This window comes from Escherichia sp. E10V5 (genome assembly GCF_004212315.1).
Lineage (GTDB): Bacteria > Pseudomonadota > Gammaproteobacteria > Enterobacterales > Enterobacteriaceae > Escherichia.
In genome coordinates this window covers 27,782-46,386 of sequence record NZ_RHJM01000014.1, presented here as the reverse complement: position 1 = coordinate 46,386, position 18,605 = coordinate 27,782, and the positions used below count along the sequence as shown (strand labels likewise).

Sequence of the window (18,605 nt, the reverse complement as noted above, 5' to 3'; positions counted from 1 at the left end):
AAACCGAGGTATTCGATAACGGCGGCAACGGTCGATTTCGCAAGAATATCCCGCCCGACTTTTGTCAGAGTTGCCAGGCTGGCGACATCATTCCCCGTAAAATACGGAAACCTGTCTGCCGCAGTAGCAAGCCCAGCCAGCGCCGTCAGGGTGGCATCCTTAGGTTGCTTACCCGCAAGCGCGTTAGTCATGGTGGTCGCAAAATTCGGGTCGTTGCCCAACGCAGCCGCCAGCTCGTTCAGCGTATTCAGTGCATCAGGCGACGAATCCACGAGGGCAGCGATCGCAGCCATAACATAAGCCGTGCTTGCGATCTGAGTATTGTTAGTACCTTTTGGCGCAGTTGGTGTTGTTGGTGTTCCGGTCAGCGCAGGACTGTTTAAGGGCGCTTTCTTGTTCGTTTCATCCATTACCGCCTTAACAGCTTTTGGTGTCGCAGCCAGCGTTTCAGACGTGCTGTTGGTGGCGCTACTGAGCTGAACAATCCCTTTTTTCGCTGTGGTAGCGTCCTGTGCGGTGTATTTAGCGTTAGCAAGGTCATATGCTGCCTTAACAGCCTTAGGCGTCGCAGCAAGCGTTTCAGAATCGCTGTTAGTTGCGCTACTGAGCTGAACAATCCCTTTTCGCGCCGTGGTAGCGTCCTGTGCGGTGTATTTAGCGTTAGCAAGGTCATATGCTGCCTTAACAGCCTTAGGCGTCGCAGCAAGCGTTTCAGACGAGCTATTGGTGGCGCTGCTAAGTTGAACAAAGCCTTTTGAGGTTAAAGTAGCATCGGGATGATTACGTGATTGCTCATGTTTCACAATGGCTTGCTTAAGCCGCTTTGCTGAAACAGCAAGGGAATCATCTGTACCTGCATCAATTTCTTGTTCATTGGCAAATCTTGCTACCCCAACAACAGTTTCGGTTGCGGGAGGATTAATAAACTCAATATCACCAAATGTAATATTTTTAGTATCAAGAGTCTTGATTGCTATGTCACTTGATATTAAAGCAATAGTAGATGATGCTTTATTTATTATTGCTTGTTCTTGCGAGTATACAGCAAACAACGTTCCCTTATTTGTATACAATCCTATTGTATGGACAACATACTCATCTTTACTATCATCCTTCGCCGTTACATGAATTGTATCAGGGGAAACAACTTTGCCACCTATTGTGGTAAGTCGTTTTATTTCGTCTGTTATATTTGTTTGTGAGGTTGACGTGACATAATATCTACTACCTAAACCAACAGAAACAATCTCAACTTTATTTGTTCCTGTTTTGTTGGCATTAACCAACTCCTGACGCCCGGCGTCAGTCATCGTAAATAATAATTTACTCACGCTTAATTCCTTGAATTAACAAATTGCGAATTAGCACTCGCCAATTAATCGTACATAGGACACAGGCTGACAAGCACCAACAATACCAACACCACCAGAAACATTGGCAGCTTGCGAAAATGTAAATAATGTTCTTGCCGACTTTGCGCTCTTGATACTTCTTAACGTATCTTCCAACATCTCTTTCGAAGGAACGGCACCATCAAAAGAGTTAATCGAAGCAACAATTGAGGCTGTATATGGTTCGCCAGGTGGTGATGTTTCAAACCATTCTGTTATGTTTACCTCTCCACCCAAGCTATTTACTACATCTTCAACCGCTGCCCTTGTACCCTTTATTCGCTTTGTTCGTATTATTGATTTAAAAACAGAACGCTTTAACGATACAGGCCAACTATCCCTCCATGTATCAGCATTCCATTGCCAGGCTAAATGATCGAGAACAACTGAGTCCAGGTTATCAACAACGCTATATATTTCTGTCTTATATATTAAATTATTAATTGCTTGTAGTTCATCATCGATAGCTTTCGACATAGCTATCACGTTGGGATCTCTAGCTAAGTTAGGAGGTAAAACATCCAACAAGCTAACATTAAAGATATCAGCCATCCTCTAACCCCGCATACTGGCAATTTATATTTCTCTCTCTGGCGACCTGCGTCTCTCCAACCACAGTAAATACAGGACTTGATATTTCTAATCTTTTAGCCCCGGCATTTTTTAAACGTTGAATAATTTCATCTGGATTTATATCTCTTCCCATAACCGAACGTTGCCATTGTTTATACTCATCAATAGCTTTCTCAACCTCACTTTGAATTAATGTTGTTCTGTTTTTGTCCGATGAGTTAATCCAGTATTTAATTATTATATCGTATTCAATGCTCTCTGGTTTCTTAACAAGAACTTTATCTGTGAATGGTCGAATATTAGTTGCAGAGAGAACGCTATTTATCTGCTCCAATAGTTCATCAGAAGGTATATCTCCGTTCTCTAACAAAGAACGGATTTCTACAGTTCCGGGCGATGGTGTATATACATTCACATCTTTTATATTCTGATTGGCTGTTCTTGTCCAATATTTATAAGAATCCTCCGGCCCTGCTGTAGACAGTTTTTCCGGCGACAGTTTTATTCTTTCAGCATAATTATCATCTGACTCTGTATCAGCACCAGAATTAGATGTTGTTAGATTCCTTACGCTGGAAACATACGGCAACGGAGTCACCAACTCATTTATTTGCCCTGGTAAAAAGCCATTCCCCGATAAACCAGGTATAACAGCATATCCTGAGACTGTACCAACTGTTTTCCCAGCAGGTATTTCCAACAAAACATCTGTTTGGAAAATAACACCATTTCCAGTTGAAACTTGAGTGCCAGAAGGTATTGTATATATCCCCGATAATTTTGTTGACAGATTAAACTCAAATGTAGTCAAGGCAGATTGAGCTTCCAACCTAGGCGTATCCGTCAGATAGCCTATATGGTCGAGATATTCACCTTCACCATATGTAAGAAGGTTTTGTTTTGCAGAAAAATCGATAGCTTTTCTTTGCTGTATAATAATCTCACACAATGATAAGATGAATAATCTACGTGGATCAGCAGGTGCTAATGTTTCACCTGTTATACTCTCAAAAGCCCTGATTGAACGAGTTGTTATATCAGTCGGGTTAGAATCTGCGAAAGTAATATCTGGCAAACCACCACGCGGCAACGTCATTCTCTAACTCCTATCACAACTTTTGGCCTAATAAAACCATCAGAAACGTCTGTTCTTTCAAAACTAACAGAATGGATAATCGCTCTAGGCTCAAACTCACTAATTTTTTGAATTATTTCTCGTGTTGCTGTAGCAATAAAAATTGGACTGGGGCTATCAACAAGACTTGAATTAACTCCTAATTTTCTGGCATATGGTACAGTGCCAATCTGAGTATTAATAATAGTAGAGACATTTTGCAAAACTTCTTCTACAACTGTTTTGGGCGACCAATCAATCGAGTAAGAAGGTGATGATATGGTAAACGTATTATTCATAATAATTTACCTAACGCACTTCTAGTTTTTGACTCTATATTGCCAGCAATATCAACTAATGCTTCTTTCAGAGAGGTCTGTCCGACTTCCTGTAATTTAATGCCGACGATAATCACTCGTGGATTCCCAGTTGGACCGAAATAAGTCCATGATTCCTCTATATCTGTAATTATAAAATTACCAAAATACTGAATACCAATTACAACAGGATTTACTTCCTGAATTGATTGCATTGTCCTAAGTAATGAAAGCGCAGCCAATGGAACAATGCCAAGTGTTGTATCCAACCGCATATTAAAACTAACTTCATCCAGATCTGGACCTATATCCTCCAGAACAGGTTTAAGCCCAATAACATCATGGCGCGCTACACGACGCTTTGACGTCCTTTTAAAATTGTTGAACGTATTCACCACTATTGATGAGGCAACAAAAGGCATTGTACCAAGCATACCCACAATCATGCCTGAGCCTCCGTTGTCTGAGCGTATTCCCCCTGAGCTGTGTGATGGTGGCCTTTAGATTTAATCCCATCAACATCTATATCACCACCAACAACCTTAACATTCCCAGAAATTGTAGCTGCAACACCTCCAGCAGAAGATCCTTTCATTCCACCTTTGAAGGTTAGTAATCCTTCAACTGTAGCATTTCCGGTAATGATGGTTTCTGGAGCATCAATAGTTACGGTTCCTGTAGCCTTAACGGTTACATCTCCGACAGCATCAACAAGGAGTAAATTAGATTCTCTGTCTATCTCAATACGAGTTCCGTTATTAAATCTAATGACGCGTTTATTAACAGTATTAGATGGCGGCTTCTGTGTTTCATCATAAAAACTACCAAGAATAAAACCTTGTTGCGGCCCTGCGGGATGAAAGATACACAAAACTTGCTCACCAATATCTGGCATCCAGTAATCAGCATTCTTATCTGTATTTTTCACAATAACTGATAACTTTGCCGAAGTGACGTTATCCTGATCATCGAAAGTAACTCTTGCTGTAACATCACCATCATCAATATCAGAAACAACGCCAACTCTTATAGTCTGACGTAATAATGTTTCTAAATCATTCATAATTAATACCCATTAATTACTCTTCGGACATCAATCGAGGTGGTATAACCACTAGCCCCAATTGAATGCACAGCTTTCGATATAAGATATTTTCCAGAAAATGAACCGAATCCGCCCAGATTTATAGTTACACCAGCTACCAATCTGGTGTCTCCAACCAATACTAAAGATCCGGTATTTTGATATCTATTTTTAAGCCGCAAAGCAGCCTTTGCCTTACGTTTTGCTTCATCTAAATTAGCTACCAGTTTTCTTATCTTAAGATTCGCCCCTTCTTCTACGGATGGATCTACCCAAGTATACGAAAGCGACTTTCTTTTTTTAGGTACGCGATATTTGCACGTGCAACTTTTATACAAATCTGTAGATTGTGTGCTAAAGCTATATCTGATTATCTCATCAATACCTAACGTAAGCGTAGCGATAGGATCTTTTTGCTCAAACATCTCTTGAGCAAATATTATTAATTGGCTATCAGTGACCTTTAACGACAACCCTTCATCCTGGCAAAGTCGATGGAGAAATTTTAAATCGCTTTCCTCCATTTGATCTTCACGCGCATAATATGGATTACTATCACCATCAATAAGAAACAACAGTTCAAGGTTAGCTAATTTAGCTATAGAAGTTGCTATATCTTTAAGAGTTGTTTTTTCCCATGCATTACTTTTTAAATCACGTCTAATGCCTGATGAAACAGGAACAGAAACAGCAGTCACCTCAACAACAGAAGGTGGTCCAGAGCAAGTTATGCCATCTACCTGGAATTTCCCGCACTCAAGGACGATTTGATTTATAGGCTTAAAGCTCAAATCAATAAAATCACCCTTTTTAGGTGTCCAGTCTCCAGACCATTTCCCATCATCATTTTTTAATATAATAGAAACATCATCGACCTGACCATCTTCATTATCTGTATAAGACATTGACAAAACATCAGGTGACATATGAGCGGTAATATTTACATTCTGATATATAACATCAAAAAGCGTTTTACGTAACACTATTGCGTCTCCACGGAGGCAAATTGTTTACTGATATTGGCATAACCGGAGCATCAGGAACTTTAAGAATAATTCCCGCAGAAAAAAGCACCGTAAAGCGGTGCTCAGTATTAGCATCAATAAGAAGATAAGACAGGTACTCATTACCATACAACTTTAACGCGATACTATCCCATGAGTCCCCTTGAACCGTTCTATAATCATCCAAAACTTAATCTCCGTTGTTGGAACATATGAGCACTCAATTTCTTCTCAAAATCAGAATATCCCGCATCTAATGCTCTTTTAGCTGCCGCCTCAGTTTCCTTTGGTGAACCAGCCGGAAGATTGATTACAGGTGAATAGGTTATTCCACCAGTCACAGCGTTAACGTTCTGGCGAGGTCCAGAAGTCCCGGCGGCAGATATCCCGTGAGGTGATAAATTTGATTGCCCGAACTTGGTTGCTATTGCATTCTGTAAGCTGTTATTCCTGCTAACGCCTGATGCCAGAGTAGTCATTATTGCACCACCTGACTTTGTTAGCTGTGAGAATGGACCTTTTTTCGCGTCAGAGAACGGTAAATACTCACGTACAGAAGAAAAAACGCCTTTCACTTCATTAATTAAAGCATTTGCTTTTGATTTTATCCCAGTGATTAACGTCTCAATTATTTTTGCACCTGACTCACTCCAGTTTATTCCAGATAAATAAGCCGTTACAGATTGGAATGCTCTTATAAAGAGTCCAACTGGTGAAAAACGCATAAAAACAGATACCAGTGTATCTATGATCTTCTTTCCTGTTTCGCTCCAGTTAATACCAGAAAGGTAATTTGTTGTAAGTTTAAATGCTTTAATTAAGAACGGAAGCGGAGACATCCATTTAAAAACACTAATTAATGTACTGTAAATTCTTACTCCTGCCGAACTCCAGTTTATGTTGGAAAGATAATCCCATGTTTTACCAAACATAGATATAATCCATCCATTGAGATCAAAGTTTAAGATAAAGTTTTTTATAGCCTCAAATGATTTAACTGTATATTCCTTAACAGAAGGCCAAACTCTGACAGCATAATCTCTGATCTTATCCCAATTCTGATAGAGCAATATTCCTGCGGCAACCAGCGCAGATATAGCCATCTGAATCCACCCGAAGGGTGTTAGCTTTGTCGCTACAGATAAAGCCAGCATAGCTACCCTACACGCTATAACCACACTTTTCATGGTTAGAAACGCACCTGCCGCCATCACAATCTGAGACACAAAATTGGGGTTGTTAGCTACAAATTCACTAATTTTTGTAATCAGCGGAACCAAAACACTAAGCGCGGCATTCAAAGCAGGTTGCAAGGCCTGACCAAAACTTAATGATGCATTGCTAGCCTGAATACGTAATTGTTTCAATCGCTCCGCATTGTCTTTCGTTATGTTGGCAAAATCGCGGTCAATAACAGCACTTCCAGCCCCAAGAGATGTTGCTTTGATTCTCTGGTATTCCTTCCAGTTTTGAATCATCGGACGAACAAAGTTCTGAACCTGCATATCGCCAAATAGCTCACCAAGTAACTTCTGATCTCCGTTCTTAGTCATTTTCATGACAGAATGCATTGCAGCTTCGAATGGATTCTTCCCTTTTTTCTGCGCTGTTGTGACAATTTTATATAAATCTACACCGAAATTTTTCTTTGCTTTTTTTAGTGTTTCAGGGGAAAGTATTTTCGCCAAAAAGTTGTTCATATTATTAGCAGCCTCATCCGAAGTTGCAGCACCTTTGCGAGCTATCTGCAAAGCTGCCCCCATCGTCGCGGCGGCTTCTTTACCTCCCATTTTTAATGCCTGGAACTGAGCACCAAGCACAGGAAGATTTTTGGCCATATCTTTAAATTCAAAGTTTCCCTCTTTCCCTGCCTGAACCAGAATCCCCATTGCAGACTTCATTTGAGATGGATCAATCTTCAATGAGTCACTTAATGTAAATGATGCTTTCGAGACATCGAGGATATCAGAGCCAGTAGCTGTAGCTGTTCGTCCAATAGTTAGTAGATTCGCCTGAGCCTCTTTATAATCCTGCCCAGCAGCGACGAGAAACCCCTGAGCGGCCTGAATATCAGATGCAAACTGGTTGGTAGCCGTTCCGGTAACAAGCATCGCCTGCCCCATCGCCTGAACTTCTTCCGGCTTCATATCTGCCGTAAGACCAATCATTTTGTTTTCACGATTAAAATTTGCTGCATTGTTAGCAGCAGCAAATGCACCAGCAGCTACAGCACCAGTTTGTAATCCTGACCTTACAAGTTGACTCTTTGCCTCACCAAGATGCTCTCGCTTCAATTCACGCTGCCTTTCCAACGCGCGGTTTAACTCCTCCTGAGCACGTTTTACTGCAAGAACATTTTTCCGTGCTTCAGCCAACGCATTTTTATAGCTGTTAATTTTATCAATACGTTGTTTTTCTAATGCCCGGTTAAGTTCCTCCTGCTGTTTTTTCACTTGCTGAACATTTGCTCTGGCTAAAGCCAAAGCCGTTCTGTAGCGGTTAACCTGCTCAACGCTACGGGCCTGAGCCTCACGATTACGATCAATGCTGGCTTTAAGCTCTTTCTCTCTTGAGGCCAAAGCTCTGGCAGATGTATCAGCTCCCTGATAGGCAGACTTTAAAGCGGCCAGTTCTTCACGCTGAGAACGTAGTGATGCTCGTAAATTCGATGAATGTGTTTTTGCCTTCTCAAAGTCACGAAGCATCGCTCTGGTTGGATTGGCCGTGTTTTTTATTTGCTTCTGTAACTCTTCAACGCGAGCGGCAGCTTTATGATATTCGAGGGCAGTCTGTCCAACCTTTACTTTTACAGATTGTAGCTTTTGAATTTCCCCATGTTCTTTCGTTAATCCAGCAAGCTCGGCATTTAATTTAGCAACAGCCTGATTAGCTGTAGTAAAACTTTTGGGGAGAGAGGCGGCAACTTTGCCGCCAATTTCAAAAGCCAGCTTAAAGTTCTTATTGCTGGCCATTAGTATTAATCCTCATTAAACACATCAATCCATGCGACGATTCGCCTCAACCGAAGCGAAAGCCAGTAGGATATAGGTGTTGATTGAGATGATTGAGATAGAGAACTCGCGGCCCTCATTATTTGCTTATCAATAGGTTTTTGCTCATCAAAACCTACGAGAGCAAAAAATTCTGTACCTTTTGACAAACTTTAACAAAGTCTTTCGCTGGCAATCCATTCAGATACTCTATTGGACAGCCAATACAGCGAGCTGCCAGGGCAACATGGACTTTATTATCAAGTGATGTTTGAACTGAAACATGCCCTTGAGATTGCAGTAAGTCCGATACCTCTAAAATATCACTGCCTTTTAGGTTGTCTAAATCAAGGTTGAGTTCAGTCACTGGCTCAAAGTCTTCAAAACGATATTCTTTACTTAATTTAACGGTTTCCATTTTTTCACCTTATAAACCTAAATCATCACGAACAGTATTTAATATATCTTCGCCATCAAAGATACAAATAAAGTTCAACTTATCAATTTCTAAAACTTCTTTCCCATCAATAAATAATTTGATATAGAGAACTTCGAATTCATTTTCTGAATCAGTGGCCTTTGCTACCTGTAGCGAACCCAAATCCAGTTTTTTAGGGTTTAGCTTCATTGAAGCTCGAATAGGAACCGTTTTATATTTTCCTGTTCCGGCATCATAAACCTGCTGGCTACCGCGAAAATCTACCTGATGCGATGAGGATAGAAATAATTTTGTACCAGCAGAGGTTAGGGTTCGCCATTTAAGAGAGACAGTCATTGGTTTGAAATGCCCCAGCGTTCCGCTATCAAGCTCTCCAGCAATACCTGCACCACTAACTGTCTCTGTCATCATCTCAATTGATGGCAGCTTTGCGTCAGCAACACCGATAATACGGTTTCCCTCACCGTATACTGTAAAGTTAATAAGTCTCTCAGGAATTTGATTGCTCAAAGCAACCTCCTATTATTTATTCAGAAAACAAGTTCAGCAGATAATCAGGATTATATTCCATGACGAACTCTATATCTCTGGCAGGTGAGAATGGTGTCATTTTTACATGGAATTTAACAATCCCGTCCATCAATGACGTAATCGTGTTTTCAGACTGATCAAAGGTAACAACACCACCTGCAATATCCTGATTACCTGTGAGGCCGTTAAGCCAAATATTCGCACTTGTAACAATCGATTCAATTAATCGACGGTTTGCAGGATTGTCTATTTTTGACCAATGCGAAAGAATTAACGTATTACCCACCCAGTTAAACATACGTCGGCAAACACGAAATGCGTCTTTGGGGTCTGTAGATGTTGGATAAATAGCATTACGGTTTCCCCATGATTTCCAACCATCAAAATTAAGGCTTGTTACAATCCCCTGTCCATTTAAGTAGTTTGCCTGGCTAATGTTAAGCCATACTTCACTGCCATCTTTACGTACAGCACCGTCCATCTGTAGTTTTATATTTGACGGAGAACGTGATGGAATATCACCATACTGACTATCCAGCAAGCATGTTGCGGCCGCTAAATGGGTTGAGTGATGGTAAATATTGTCTCCAAGTTTCACCATCGGCCAGCACACTGTCTGGTTAGCGGCCATGTGATTATTGTTCTGTTTCCATTCAGGAACAGCCGAGTAATCACTGATAGTAGATTTATCGGTCGGCGCATCCGTTATAGCTTCTGCTTTGAACAATTCACTAATCAGCGCGGCCTTAGCCGCCATTAGCTGACCAACTTCACTATCAGAACTAAATCCAGGTGCAATCACTTGTCCAGGAACTAACTTGAAGCGGGGATACACATCTGACAGTAACTCAAGCCCTGTATTGGCTTTAGTGTTGGAATCCACACCACCGATAACGTCATTTTTAGTTACGGCACCGGGATCAAGATGCGTATAACTAACCTTAAGAGTAGCGTCTTTTTCGGTAATTTTTCCTCCGCTAATAGCTGTAATGACCGTATAGCCATTATCATCCAGCGCCAGCACATAATCGGTATCAACCGTTAACCCAGGCGAATCACCATCTGCTTTTTTCACAACAACAGATTTATATAAGACACCATCGTTAGAGAGCGTACCTTTCCCGCCAGAAAGTTTTACTAACTCATCAGTAACGTCTTTCTTATGCTTTGCTGGGTCAAGCACATTAATAAATACAACTGGCGCAACACCATATATGCCAAATGCGACTTTAATTACTTCGCTTAAAGTATATTTCTCGAAGTTTGTGCTATATCCTATTTTAGATACGGCCTCTGCGTAGGTATAAGCAATTATTGGTTTATTTACCGCTGATGCTGGATCTTCTAACTGATTAACAGGAGCCGTGCCAAATGCAACAATCAACCCAGCACTAACTTGCACAGGAGGAGTTATAGACGTAGCCAGCTCAGATATATAAATACCGTGGCGATATCCCATTATTTAATCTCCATGATAGAAGAAGAAACACGAGAGTACATTACATACTCAACGCTGGTTTTATCAGAAAGTCTTTTTTCTGCATCTGCAAAGTCACTGGTTGCCACAAACAAACACTTTGCACCAGGAATATATGAAATTAATTTTTCACACTCTGGAGATAAACCATTCTTGAATAGTTTATGCTTCAAAAGTGAGATTTGAGGGATTGTTGGACCTATATACACAAATGTTTGATCAACATCTTCCTTCTTTTCTATATCTTCTTTACTAATTTTCTTATTAGCCATTTAGATAAACTCCTGAGACTGAATATTCTGAGGCTTTAATACTAGCCACGTTCCAGTTGCTTCCGTTATCCAGTATGGATATGGTTGATCATCAAACATTCGCCATCTGATATCACCCTGAAAGAGAAATTTCTCTTCAAGTAAAGGCTTCTCCTGAAAATGAAACATCATCCTTTCAAGAAGAGCCATTACCCATTCATATCCAGTATGGTCCTCACAAAAACCACCTAGAAGAAACTTAACCTTAACTTCATCCGTTTCAGGCTGCATTCCTCCTTCCGTGGGCCTGATAATTACATGAGGAAATTCTGGCGGTTTATCTGGAGATGGTTGTGATTTAGGAGGCAAGTACCCTTTAAATATTGTTGGAACAAACAATTTAATATCACTGTCTGTTTCATCATAAGGAGGCCCCTGTACTAATAAATCATTGAAAACCTCATGCTCCAACCGATTTTTTATTGCATCTATCAAAAGATTAATCAAATCGGCATTCCTCTGTTAGTATTAACAGTAAGAGTTATTTCCAATACACCAACATTATCTGACACTTCATCAACAATATAATTTTTACCGTTGATTTTCATTGACTGGTCTTTGACAGGGAGAACAGGAAAATCTTTTCTTGAAACAAATAATATTATTTGCCCCTGATTTATTCCCTCTGCAAACTCAGCATATGAGCGTTTATTCCGCTCATGAATAAGGTCTGTATCAATTACGGCAAGGATATCCTTGCCGTCTATGTTATATGTATCGGCAAACTCTTTTTCATTGAGGAATATTGCAGAAATATCTTGCGCTATAACCTCTTTGAAGGAGTTCATTACTTCTTATTACCTTTTTTTTGCGTTGATTTTTTCGCATTACTGGTATCAGAAGTAGCTACAGATTCAGATGAATCATCAGCAACTGTTTCCTCATTGCCGCCATCATCCTCAAACTCAACCTCGAATACACAGCTACACGCCTCCGTTCGCGTAATCAACCCCGCGGCCACAGCATCATTAACAGCAGATGCGTATCCATGCTCAAAAGCTAACTTAGCCGCATCATAGCTCCCAGCCGATGCCAAATCACCATCCCCTTCGGTGGCAATAGCATGTCCTGACGCAATCAGTTCGGCAATCCTGGAGTTATCCATTAGCCCATTAAGCAAACGGCCCGCTTTTAGCGAGCCGTGGCTTATCGTATCAATGTTTTTAACCAGTCTGGCCATTTAAACCACCTTAGCCACCAGATAGGCGTCAGCTACACCAGGATTAGGCAGTGGAGATGACTTCATGGCAACATAACGGCCTCCCGCCTTACGAGATACCCAGGTGTCTGGAACTCGTGGTGACTCAACAATAGTCAGAGACTTTTCAACCTCATCTACAAGTTCTACAGCTCCATACAGCATCGTTCCCCGCCCCGGAGAGCCAAGGAGAATCTTATCCTCCGGCACTAATGGTTCTGGCTTTCCTGTTTTATCACTGAGAATAAGCTCGTCGTAACCATAAAAATCGAGTCCCTCAACATTACCATAATGAGTTACGCCTTCTTCTAAGTCCTCTGGCTTAATATACCCAAACTCTTTTCGGCGATTATCAAGATATTTAGTTACTGCTTCATTTTTAACGAATGCATCAACAACTTTTGCCCCCATTACGGCAACACGAGGAGTAAAACCTGAAGTTAGTGATACACGACGTTTCCAGTTGCGAACATTGACCAACGGATCTGATTTTGCTGCACTCCATAAATCATCACCTGTCAGTTCAAGATATGGTTTATCTCCTTCCTCTTCAGGCCAAAAATAAACTGTGTTATCCACTCCTTCACCAACAATATCAACCTGCCCCGTAAACAAGACTTGTGCACACATCCATTCTTCACGGCGGTTAACCATTTCATCAAGCTCAAGCAAATCTTTACCTAATTGCTCGGCGGCTCGTTCTGCTGGCGATTTTGCGTTGTAAATATTCTCACCCGGAAGCCTGTTTAAAAGCAGCTCTGCTGTTGTTACCAAATCAGGTGCAACAAGTGGTGGCTCCAGAGTTCTCGTTACAAAGCCGCGTCGCTCAACGGTTTTTGAGCCAAAACCTTTACCAACAAACGGAGCCATAGTACGGCCACCGCGAACAAAATCCAGATCAACTTTCTTTGAATTAAAGGTCTGAACACCAGGAAAAAAAGTACGAAGAAGAAAACGACGAGCCTTGAAATTCTGAATAACAGGCTCAAGCATTGTACGTCGTTCAAAAATATCAATATTCGGCATAAAAATACGACCTCTTTATATTATGCAGATGGATTTTGTTGTGCGGTATTAAGGAATATTCCAACCTTCCGGCAAGCCAGATATACATCGGCAACCTTTGCTGATTCAGGAAGGATAACCGCACGTGCATTGAACATTCCGGTCAACCATGCTGTTCCTACTTGCGCTGAATCAGTCGCATCAATACTGTGTTGAGCAATACAATACGGTTCTTTTGCCACTCCCTCTCCAGAGAGATTTATCGGAGCCACAGTGACAACATTTGTTGTCTGATCAATACTGACAAAAGCAAGTAACTCACCTCGTTTTACTTTACCGCTGGCAAGTTTAATACTTGTTGAAATTGCTGGCATACCACCAGAAATAATCAGATTATCTGGTTCAAATGAAAAAGACTCTCGCATAAACTCACCTTAATTTTTATCGCGGTTTTTAAATACTGATCCAATAACATTTTTTACTGCTTCAGCTTGTTTATCGCCGTTGTTTTCTGGTTGATTAACATCAACTGAATCATTCACCTCATTTGCGTCTTCTTGACGTTGATTAAGAAAGTTTTTGTTACGCGCTCGCTCTGCATTCATAATTTCCAAAGCAAGTTCAGCAGCAGAAACACCCGTTTTGAATTTTGCATTCTTAACTAGGTCGTCATGACCTGGAATCACGCTATTCTCGATTGTCTCAATGCGCTCGCGCTCTGATTTAACGCCCTCGTCTTTACCAGCATTAAAAACCTGATTGTATAATTCTGGATGTTTATTCTTTAATTCATCAAGAGTCACAACATCGTCCTCATTTTGTTCATTTAATTCAGTAGATAATTCATTTTTATTTTGTGGCAACTTTGCGAGCGAATCAGGTAATTTTGAAAACCTTGATGCTTCAAAAGTTATTCCATTGAGCGAAAGCATCCCTTCCTTTATGGAAGCAGATAGCCGTATTGGTTTTTCAACCTCGTCAGCAAAGCCAAGCTCAACAGCTTCTTCTGCATTTAGCCATGTTTCCTGATCCATTAGTTCAATTAATTTATCCTCAGAAAGCCCTGTTTTCTCCTTATATGCAGATAAAATACTATTTCGTATCTTATCCATCATCTCAGCAATATCACGCAATTCATCCGCATCCCCCATTGCCCATGTCCACGGATTATGGATCATCATCATAGCATTAGATGGAATAATAATTTTATCACCCGCCATTGCAATAATAGTTGCAGCCGATGCAGCAATGCCGTCGATATAAACAGTAATATTCGCCTTATGGCGTTTTAATGATGAAAGAATAGCTTGAGCAGTAAAAACAGAACCGCCATAACTATTAATTTTTACGTTGATAGTATTTGATGAAATATCCTTTAACTTATTCACTATATCAGAAGAAGAAACCTCATCAAATTCGCCAATATATCCGTAGATTAAAAGTTCAGCCGGTGAGTCATCTTCACCCGTGCTATTTTTTATTTCCCACCAATTAGGCATCATCTGTCTCCATATTTTGTTCATTTACCTCAGAAACAGGAGGCGTAATCAGCCCCAATTCACGGCGAGCACTCTCCTCCCTGCCACAAATTTGTGCGGTTTCTTCCCAGTTAAGACCTGACATTTCAGCCGCTTCTTTTTCACGGGTAGAGAATGTTTCTTCAACACGCAGTTTTGCAGCTTTGACTTCTTTAAGGGGATCTAATTGACCTTGTGATGGGCCATACCATTGAGCGCCACTCCATGCAGCGCGATATTCTGGCCCATAAAAAAAACCAGGGGCAATAACACGACCTTTAGCAACAGCTTCAGCCAACCATTCCTCATAGATCGGTTGGCAAAATGACTGAACCATCCAGTCACGTCGCATACGGAACATTTTCCAGGCTTCAAGTAATGCGGCCCTGCTTGCGCTATAACTTGCTGTAAAATGCTTTACCAAGAGTTCGTAAGGGAGTTCTAAAGCAGCCCCAATTTGACGGCATATAGCGACAACAAAACCATCAAATGCCGTATTTGGTCGCCCGGGATTTGCTGTATCTATCGACTCACCTTCCCCCAAACTTACTATGGAGCCATTCCCCATTTCTTGGGTGTTATCATCATGGTTATCGATCTGCTCGTACTGAGGGATACCTGATTCACCTACTGGTCCATCAGGAGCGTCTGTTTTAATAAAAACTGTAAACATCCCTGACACAACCGCAGCAACCAATTCAGCATCGGTGTATCGTCCTAACTGCTTCAATGCTTCAATTACAGGAGCAAGGACAGGAACGCCACGGCGTTGCCCAGGCCTTTCAAAATCCTGCATAACATGCAGAATATTTCTTCTTCCTGTTTTACTCCCATATGCGGGAATACGTTCCCACTTGCGGGTTACAAAACCAGAAGTCCCGGCTGGGTGATGTTTTGCAACCCAGTACGCCACAGGCTCGCTAAATTCACCAACCTCTACGCCACCGTAAAGATTTGGTATAAAACGATCCTCTGGATTGCAAACACGATCACCTTCAATCAAATAGACGCACAAATCATATATAACACCCTTACGCTTAATAACTGGTAGCGCAGCAAATATATCGCCAGATGTTAACGCAGATATTTGGACCAATGATTGCAATTGTCCAAAAGTACACATTCTTGATGCATCACAATTTGGAGAATCAGCCCATAATCTAAACTCACGCTCAACATGCTTTTCCCATGCCCGCGCTTCTTCCTGCGTCATCCCCAAAAAATCGGCATCAATGTTCGCATTTAGTTTTAAACCGGAACCAACAACGTTTGTCCTGATAGTTTTTATTGCGCCAACCGATAGCGGGTTTCCCATGAAGAGATCACGAGAACGCTCACGCAATTTATCTATATTTTTAACAATATCATCATCAGGAGAACCAGCTTTACTAAACCAACCCCTTAATGATTTTTTATGAGTGCTTGCACCATGACGTGAATATCCAAGGTTATTAATACTTTCAAGTGCTTCTAACCGTTTTCTTGCCAAAGCTCGATTTAATGCCCTCTGAGGTGAAAACGGTGCAATAACTCGATCAAGAATATTCATAAATCTCTTATCACCACTCGTTTAATTCGTGGGCCTCGGCGTATACCTGCTGATAATCTTTCTACTTCATTACGCCAGTAATCCATCTCTTTTCTGACTTCTGATAAATCCGCACGAGTTAACTGCCGCGTGCCAAATTTATATGACTGACCGCCAATAGCAATAGCGCGATATGCTTCCCGCCAGACAGATAACATCTCTCTGGCCTCAGTCAGAGAAAATGCTTCATTGTTCATTTATATTTCCTCTATATGGTTACGCCTTTACTTATAACTCTACGGCGTCTTCTACGTATACCTGACGAGTTCTGCACATACACATTACCTCGCATTTCCTGTTCGGCAAGCCAGTTAAAATTAGGGTTCAGAATTTCCATCGCAGCAGTTGCATAGTTACGGCAATCAAGAGGCTCGTTACGCTCGTAGACTTTCACCCACTTTTCTTTTGTCTGCCCATTTTTATATTCAAATATTTTTTTCTCTGATAATAGCCCTTTAAAGTATTCGGTATCATATCCTCTGTCAGAATCTAATGGGAAATGCATATAACCAGGACCAGGATCATGTAGCTTAATTCGTGCCATGATGGTTCCTTTACCATCATCAACCCCCAAATTAAACAACATAGCGCCTACACGGTTATTATTGCTTGGCTTTCCTATAAACGGTAAACCTACCCCACCACGACCTCTGATAGAGTATATTCGCCTTGATTCTCGCGGCTTAGTAAAGCGATATACCTCTGTCGTAAAATGCCCACCAGAGTCAATACAAACGGAAGAAATCTGTAATTTTCGACCGTCACGAAATGACCAGCTACGGAGTAAGTATTCATCAAGTTGTTTCCAGACAACATCTTGTGCGGGATCGCCAGGAAATATTTTATATTCAATCCCCCATGATTCCTTACCTTTTCCCCAACCGACCAATTCACAAACTAAATACGTGTCCTGTACGTCAACACCTGCACTTAACAATAAAACATCATCTGGTAAAAACTCTTCAAACCTTATTCTGCGTTGCAACAAGTATTCAGGATCGATATCGTCTTTAGCATCCTCTTTCCATGGCTCACCCAGCTTAAGGTTAATAAACTCCATTAATCCATTTTTATCGCGGTTTCTGGTTGCTTCCGTAAATTCTTCAACCAGCTCTGACAATGCAACCCACGGGGAGTAAAGACTGTTAATATGAAAACCAACAATACCTTTAACTCCAGTATGTTCAGCTATCCATACCCCCTTCGCCAACCAATCAACGTCTGGTTTACCAGATCCGCGCATAATCCCGCCGCACTCACAGCACTCATATCTGGCCGTTTCCGGTAACGCCTCACCTGAATCGCTCTTATCCCATCTGACTTGCGACCATTTCATCACCTGCATGGTGCCACAACATGGGCAAGGAACATGGTAGTAACGCTGATCGGAGAGCTTAAACCACTTGTGGATTTTGCTCGTTTCCTCCAAAACAGGAGTAGAAACAAAAACTTTCTTACGATTATGAAAGTTGGTAGTACGCTGAATACCTAGTTTTAGTGGGTCGCCCTCCTGCGTCACACCGTAACGATCAATCTCATCAGCTAACAGTATTCGAATTGGCCTGGATGCAAGACCTGCTGGGGAATTAGCACCAACAAGTGCTATATATCCACCAGCGTAATGCTTCATACGTATAGTCGTGCTGGACTTTTTGGCTGCACCGCGCCCCTCTTTCCCTTCATGCAGCTTGTGTTTCAAACCAGGGGAATATTTGAACGTCGGATCAATACGCTCTTTTGAAAAAGCCTCAGCCGCCTCTACCGTTGGATAAATCATCAACTGAGGAGATGGCTCCTGATCTGCAAAGTAACCCATAACATTTAGCTGTAATTCGGATTTACCAATTTGCGAGCTACATTGCATCACTACTGTTTCTGTATCAGCGTCACCAATAACATCCATTGGTTCACGCAAATATGGCACTCGGCTTGTACGCCACGGCCCTGGCTCTGGAGACGTTCCCGGCGCTACATGACGATACTTATCAGCCCATTCGGAAACAGTTAGCCGTGATTTAGGGCGAAGCGCACGGAAAAAAGCGGTGCTCCATACTGTTTCGCCCATG

Annotated in this window: 21 protein-coding genes; all 21 read right to left on the bottom strand. The window is 41.4% G+C overall.

What is annotated here, in order from left to right:
* Positions 1–1,331, bottom strand: a 1,331-nt coding sequence (locus D9738_RS11510) for a tail fiber protein (protein ID WP_130260213.1), incomplete at its 3' end; no start/stop codon positions are given.
* A gap of 30 nt (positions 1,332–1,361) precedes the next feature.
* Positions 1,362–1,943, bottom strand: a complete 582-nt coding sequence (locus tag D9738_RS11505; protein WP_000763347.1) for a phage tail protein I — start codon at positions 1,941–1,943, stop codon at positions 1,362–1,364.
* Positions 1,936–3,060 (bottom strand): baseplate J/gp47 family protein, encoded by a 1,125-nt coding sequence (locus tag D9738_RS11500; RefSeq protein WP_095585700.1) that lies wholly within the window; start codon positions 3,058–3,060, stop codon positions 1,936–1,938. Before D9738_RS11500 ends, D9738_RS11505 begins: the two co-directional genes overlap by 8 nt.
* A complete protein-coding gene (locus D9738_RS11495; protein ID WP_130260212.1) occupies positions 3,057–3,377 on the bottom strand; it encodes a hypothetical protein in 321 nt (106 codons plus the stop codon). Before D9738_RS11495 ends, D9738_RS11500 begins: the two co-directional genes overlap by 4 nt.
* The gene (locus tag D9738_RS11490) at positions 3,374–3,841 is read right to left on the bottom strand and encodes a phage tail protein (protein ID WP_000635200.1); all 468 of its coding nucleotides are present in this window, start codon (positions 3,839–3,841) and stop codon (positions 3,374–3,376) included. The genes D9738_RS11495 and D9738_RS11490 overlap by 4 nt, the downstream gene beginning before the upstream one ends.
* Entirely contained in the window at positions 3,838–4,458 is a 621-nt protein-coding gene (locus D9738_RS11485; protein WP_130260211.1) for a phage baseplate assembly protein V, read from the bottom strand. Before D9738_RS11485 ends, D9738_RS11490 begins: the two co-directional genes overlap by 4 nt.
* 2 nt (positions 4,459–4,460) lie before the next feature.
* Positions 4,461–5,462, bottom strand: coding sequence for a contractile injection system protein, VgrG/Pvc8 family (locus D9738_RS11480; RefSeq protein WP_130260210.1), 1,002 nt, complete (start codon positions 5,460–5,462; stop codon positions 4,461–4,463).
* Positions 5,463–5,662: 200 nt separating this feature from the next.
* The gene (locus tag D9738_RS11470) at positions 5,663–8,455 is read right to left on the bottom strand and encodes a phage tail tape measure protein (RefSeq protein WP_171021411.1); all 2,793 of its coding nucleotides are present in this window, start codon (positions 8,453–8,455) and stop codon (positions 5,663–5,665) included.
* A 154-nt stretch (positions 8,456–8,609) separates the two neighbouring features.
* A complete protein-coding gene (locus D9738_RS11465; RefSeq protein WP_130260209.1) occupies positions 8,610–8,891 on the bottom strand; it encodes a phage tail assembly protein in 282 nt (93 codons plus the stop codon).
* A 9-nt stretch (positions 8,892–8,900) separates the two neighbouring features.
* Positions 8,901–9,422 (bottom strand): phage major tail tube protein, encoded by a 522-nt coding sequence (locus tag D9738_RS11460; protein ID WP_130260208.1) that lies wholly within the window; start codon positions 9,420–9,422, stop codon positions 8,901–8,903.
* 16 nt (positions 9,423–9,438) lie between these two features.
* Positions 9,439–10,902 carry a phage tail protein gene (locus D9738_RS11455; protein ID WP_048828134.1) on the bottom strand — a complete coding sequence of 488 codons (1,464 nt, stop codon included), beginning with the start codon at positions 10,900–10,902 and terminating at the stop codon, positions 9,439–9,441.
* The gene (locus tag D9738_RS11450) at positions 10,902–11,192 is read right to left on the bottom strand and encodes a hypothetical protein (RefSeq protein WP_130260207.1); all 291 of its coding nucleotides are present in this window, start codon (positions 11,190–11,192) and stop codon (positions 10,902–10,904) included. Before D9738_RS11450 ends, D9738_RS11455 begins: the two co-directional genes overlap by 1 nt.
* On the bottom strand, positions 11,193–11,678 hold the full coding sequence (locus tag D9738_RS11445; RefSeq protein ID WP_050015676.1) for a hypothetical protein: 486 nt from the start codon (positions 11,676–11,678) through the stop codon (positions 11,193–11,195).
* Positions 11,675–12,019: a hypothetical protein gene (locus D9738_RS11440; RefSeq protein ID WP_001083980.1), complete on the bottom strand. Its 345-nt coding sequence runs from the start codon at positions 12,017–12,019 to the stop codon at positions 11,675–11,677. Before D9738_RS11440 ends, D9738_RS11445 begins: the two co-directional genes overlap by 4 nt.
* Positions 12,019–12,411: a hypothetical protein gene (locus D9738_RS11435; RefSeq protein ID WP_171021410.1), complete on the bottom strand. Its 393-nt coding sequence runs from the start codon at positions 12,409–12,411 to the stop codon at positions 12,019–12,021. Before D9738_RS11435 ends, D9738_RS11440 begins: the two co-directional genes overlap by 1 nt.
* On the bottom strand, positions 12,412–13,455 hold the full coding sequence (locus tag D9738_RS11430; protein ID WP_097329835.1) for a major capsid protein: 1,044 nt from the start codon (positions 13,453–13,455) through the stop codon (positions 12,412–12,414).
* A gap of 20 nt (positions 13,456–13,475) precedes the next feature.
* Positions 13,476–13,859: a hypothetical protein gene (locus D9738_RS11425; protein ID WP_048828128.1), complete on the bottom strand. Its 384-nt coding sequence runs from the start codon at positions 13,857–13,859 to the stop codon at positions 13,476–13,478.
* A 9-nt stretch (positions 13,860–13,868) separates the two neighbouring features.
* Positions 13,869–14,933 carry a head maturation protease, ClpP-related gene (locus D9738_RS11420; protein ID WP_170967954.1) on the bottom strand — a complete coding sequence of 355 codons (1,065 nt, stop codon included), beginning with the start codon at positions 14,931–14,933 and terminating at the stop codon, positions 13,869–13,871.
* Positions 14,926–16,500 (bottom strand): phage portal protein, encoded by a 1,575-nt coding sequence (locus D9738_RS11415; RefSeq protein WP_130260206.1) that lies wholly within the window; start codon positions 16,498–16,500, stop codon positions 14,926–14,928. The genes D9738_RS11420 and D9738_RS11415 overlap by 8 nt, the downstream gene beginning before the upstream one ends.
* Positions 16,497–16,736, bottom strand: a complete 240-nt coding sequence (locus tag D9738_RS11410; RefSeq protein ID WP_001058287.1) for a DUF6148 family protein — start codon at positions 16,734–16,736, stop codon at positions 16,497–16,499. The genes D9738_RS11415 and D9738_RS11410 overlap by 4 nt, the downstream gene beginning before the upstream one ends.
* Before the next feature lie 11 nt (positions 16,737–16,747).
* On the bottom strand, positions 16,748–18,604 hold the full coding sequence (locus D9738_RS11405) for a phage terminase large subunit family protein (protein WP_001406385.1): 1,857 nt from the start codon (positions 18,602–18,604) through the stop codon (positions 16,748–16,750).
* Position 18,605 lies beyond the last annotated feature (1 nt).

Coding starts and splice junctions, on each gene's coding strand:
- D9738_RS11505 (WP_000763347.1), bottom strand. CDS start 1,943: ATGGCTGATATCTTTAATGTTAGCTTGTTGGATGTTTTACCTCCTAAC.
- D9738_RS11500 (WP_095585700.1), bottom strand. CDS start 3,060: ATGACGTTGCCGCGTGGTGGTTTGCCAGATATTACTTTCGCAGATTCT.
- D9738_RS11495 (WP_130260212.1), bottom strand. CDS start 3,377: ATGAATAATACGTTTACCATATCATCACCTTCTTACTCGATTGATTGG.
- D9738_RS11490 (WP_000635200.1), bottom strand. CDS start 3,841: ATGATTGTGGGTATGCTTGGTACAATGCCTTTTGTTGCCTCATCAATA.
- D9738_RS11485 (WP_130260211.1), bottom strand. CDS start 4,458: ATGAATGATTTAGAAACATTATTACGTCAGACTATAAGAGTTGGCGTT.
- D9738_RS11470 (WP_171021411.1), bottom strand. CDS start 8,455: ATGGCCAGCAATAAGAACTTTAAGCTGGCTTTTGAAATTGGCGGCAAA.
- D9738_RS11465 (WP_130260209.1), bottom strand. CDS start 8,891: ATGGAAACCGTTAAATTAAGTAAAGAATATCGTTTTGAAGACTTTGAG.
- D9738_RS11455 (WP_048828134.1), bottom strand. CDS start 10,902: ATGGGATATCGCCACGGTATTTATATATCTGAGCTGGCTACGTCTATA.
- D9738_RS11450 (WP_130260207.1), bottom strand. CDS start 11,192: ATGGCTAATAAGAAAATTAGTAAAGAAGATATAGAAAAGAAGGAAGAT.
- D9738_RS11440 (WP_001083980.1), bottom strand. CDS start 12,019: ATGAACTCCTTCAAAGAGGTTATAGCGCAAGATATTTCTGCAATATTC.
- D9738_RS11435 (WP_171021410.1), bottom strand. CDS start 12,411: ATGGCCAGACTGGTTAAAAACATTGATACGATAAGCCACGGCTCGCTA.
- D9738_RS11430 (WP_097329835.1), bottom strand. CDS start 13,455: ATGCCGAATATTGATATTTTTGAACGACGTACAATGCTTGAGCCTGTT.
- D9738_RS11425 (WP_048828128.1), bottom strand. CDS start 13,859: ATGCGAGAGTCTTTTTCATTTGAACCAGATAATCTGATTATTTCTGGT.
- D9738_RS11420 (WP_170967954.1), bottom strand. CDS start 14,933: ATGCCTAATTGGTGGGAAATAAAAAATAGCACGGGTGAAGATGACTCA.
- D9738_RS11415 (WP_130260206.1), bottom strand. CDS start 16,500: ATGAATATTCTTGATCGAGTTATTGCACCGTTTTCACCTCAGAGGGCA.
- D9738_RS11410 (WP_001058287.1), bottom strand. CDS start 16,736: ATGAACAATGAAGCATTTTCTCTGACTGAGGCCAGAGAGATGTTATCT.
- D9738_RS11405 (WP_001406385.1), bottom strand. CDS start 18,604: ATGGGCGAAACAGTATGGAGCACCGCTTTTTTCCGTGCGCTTCGCCCT.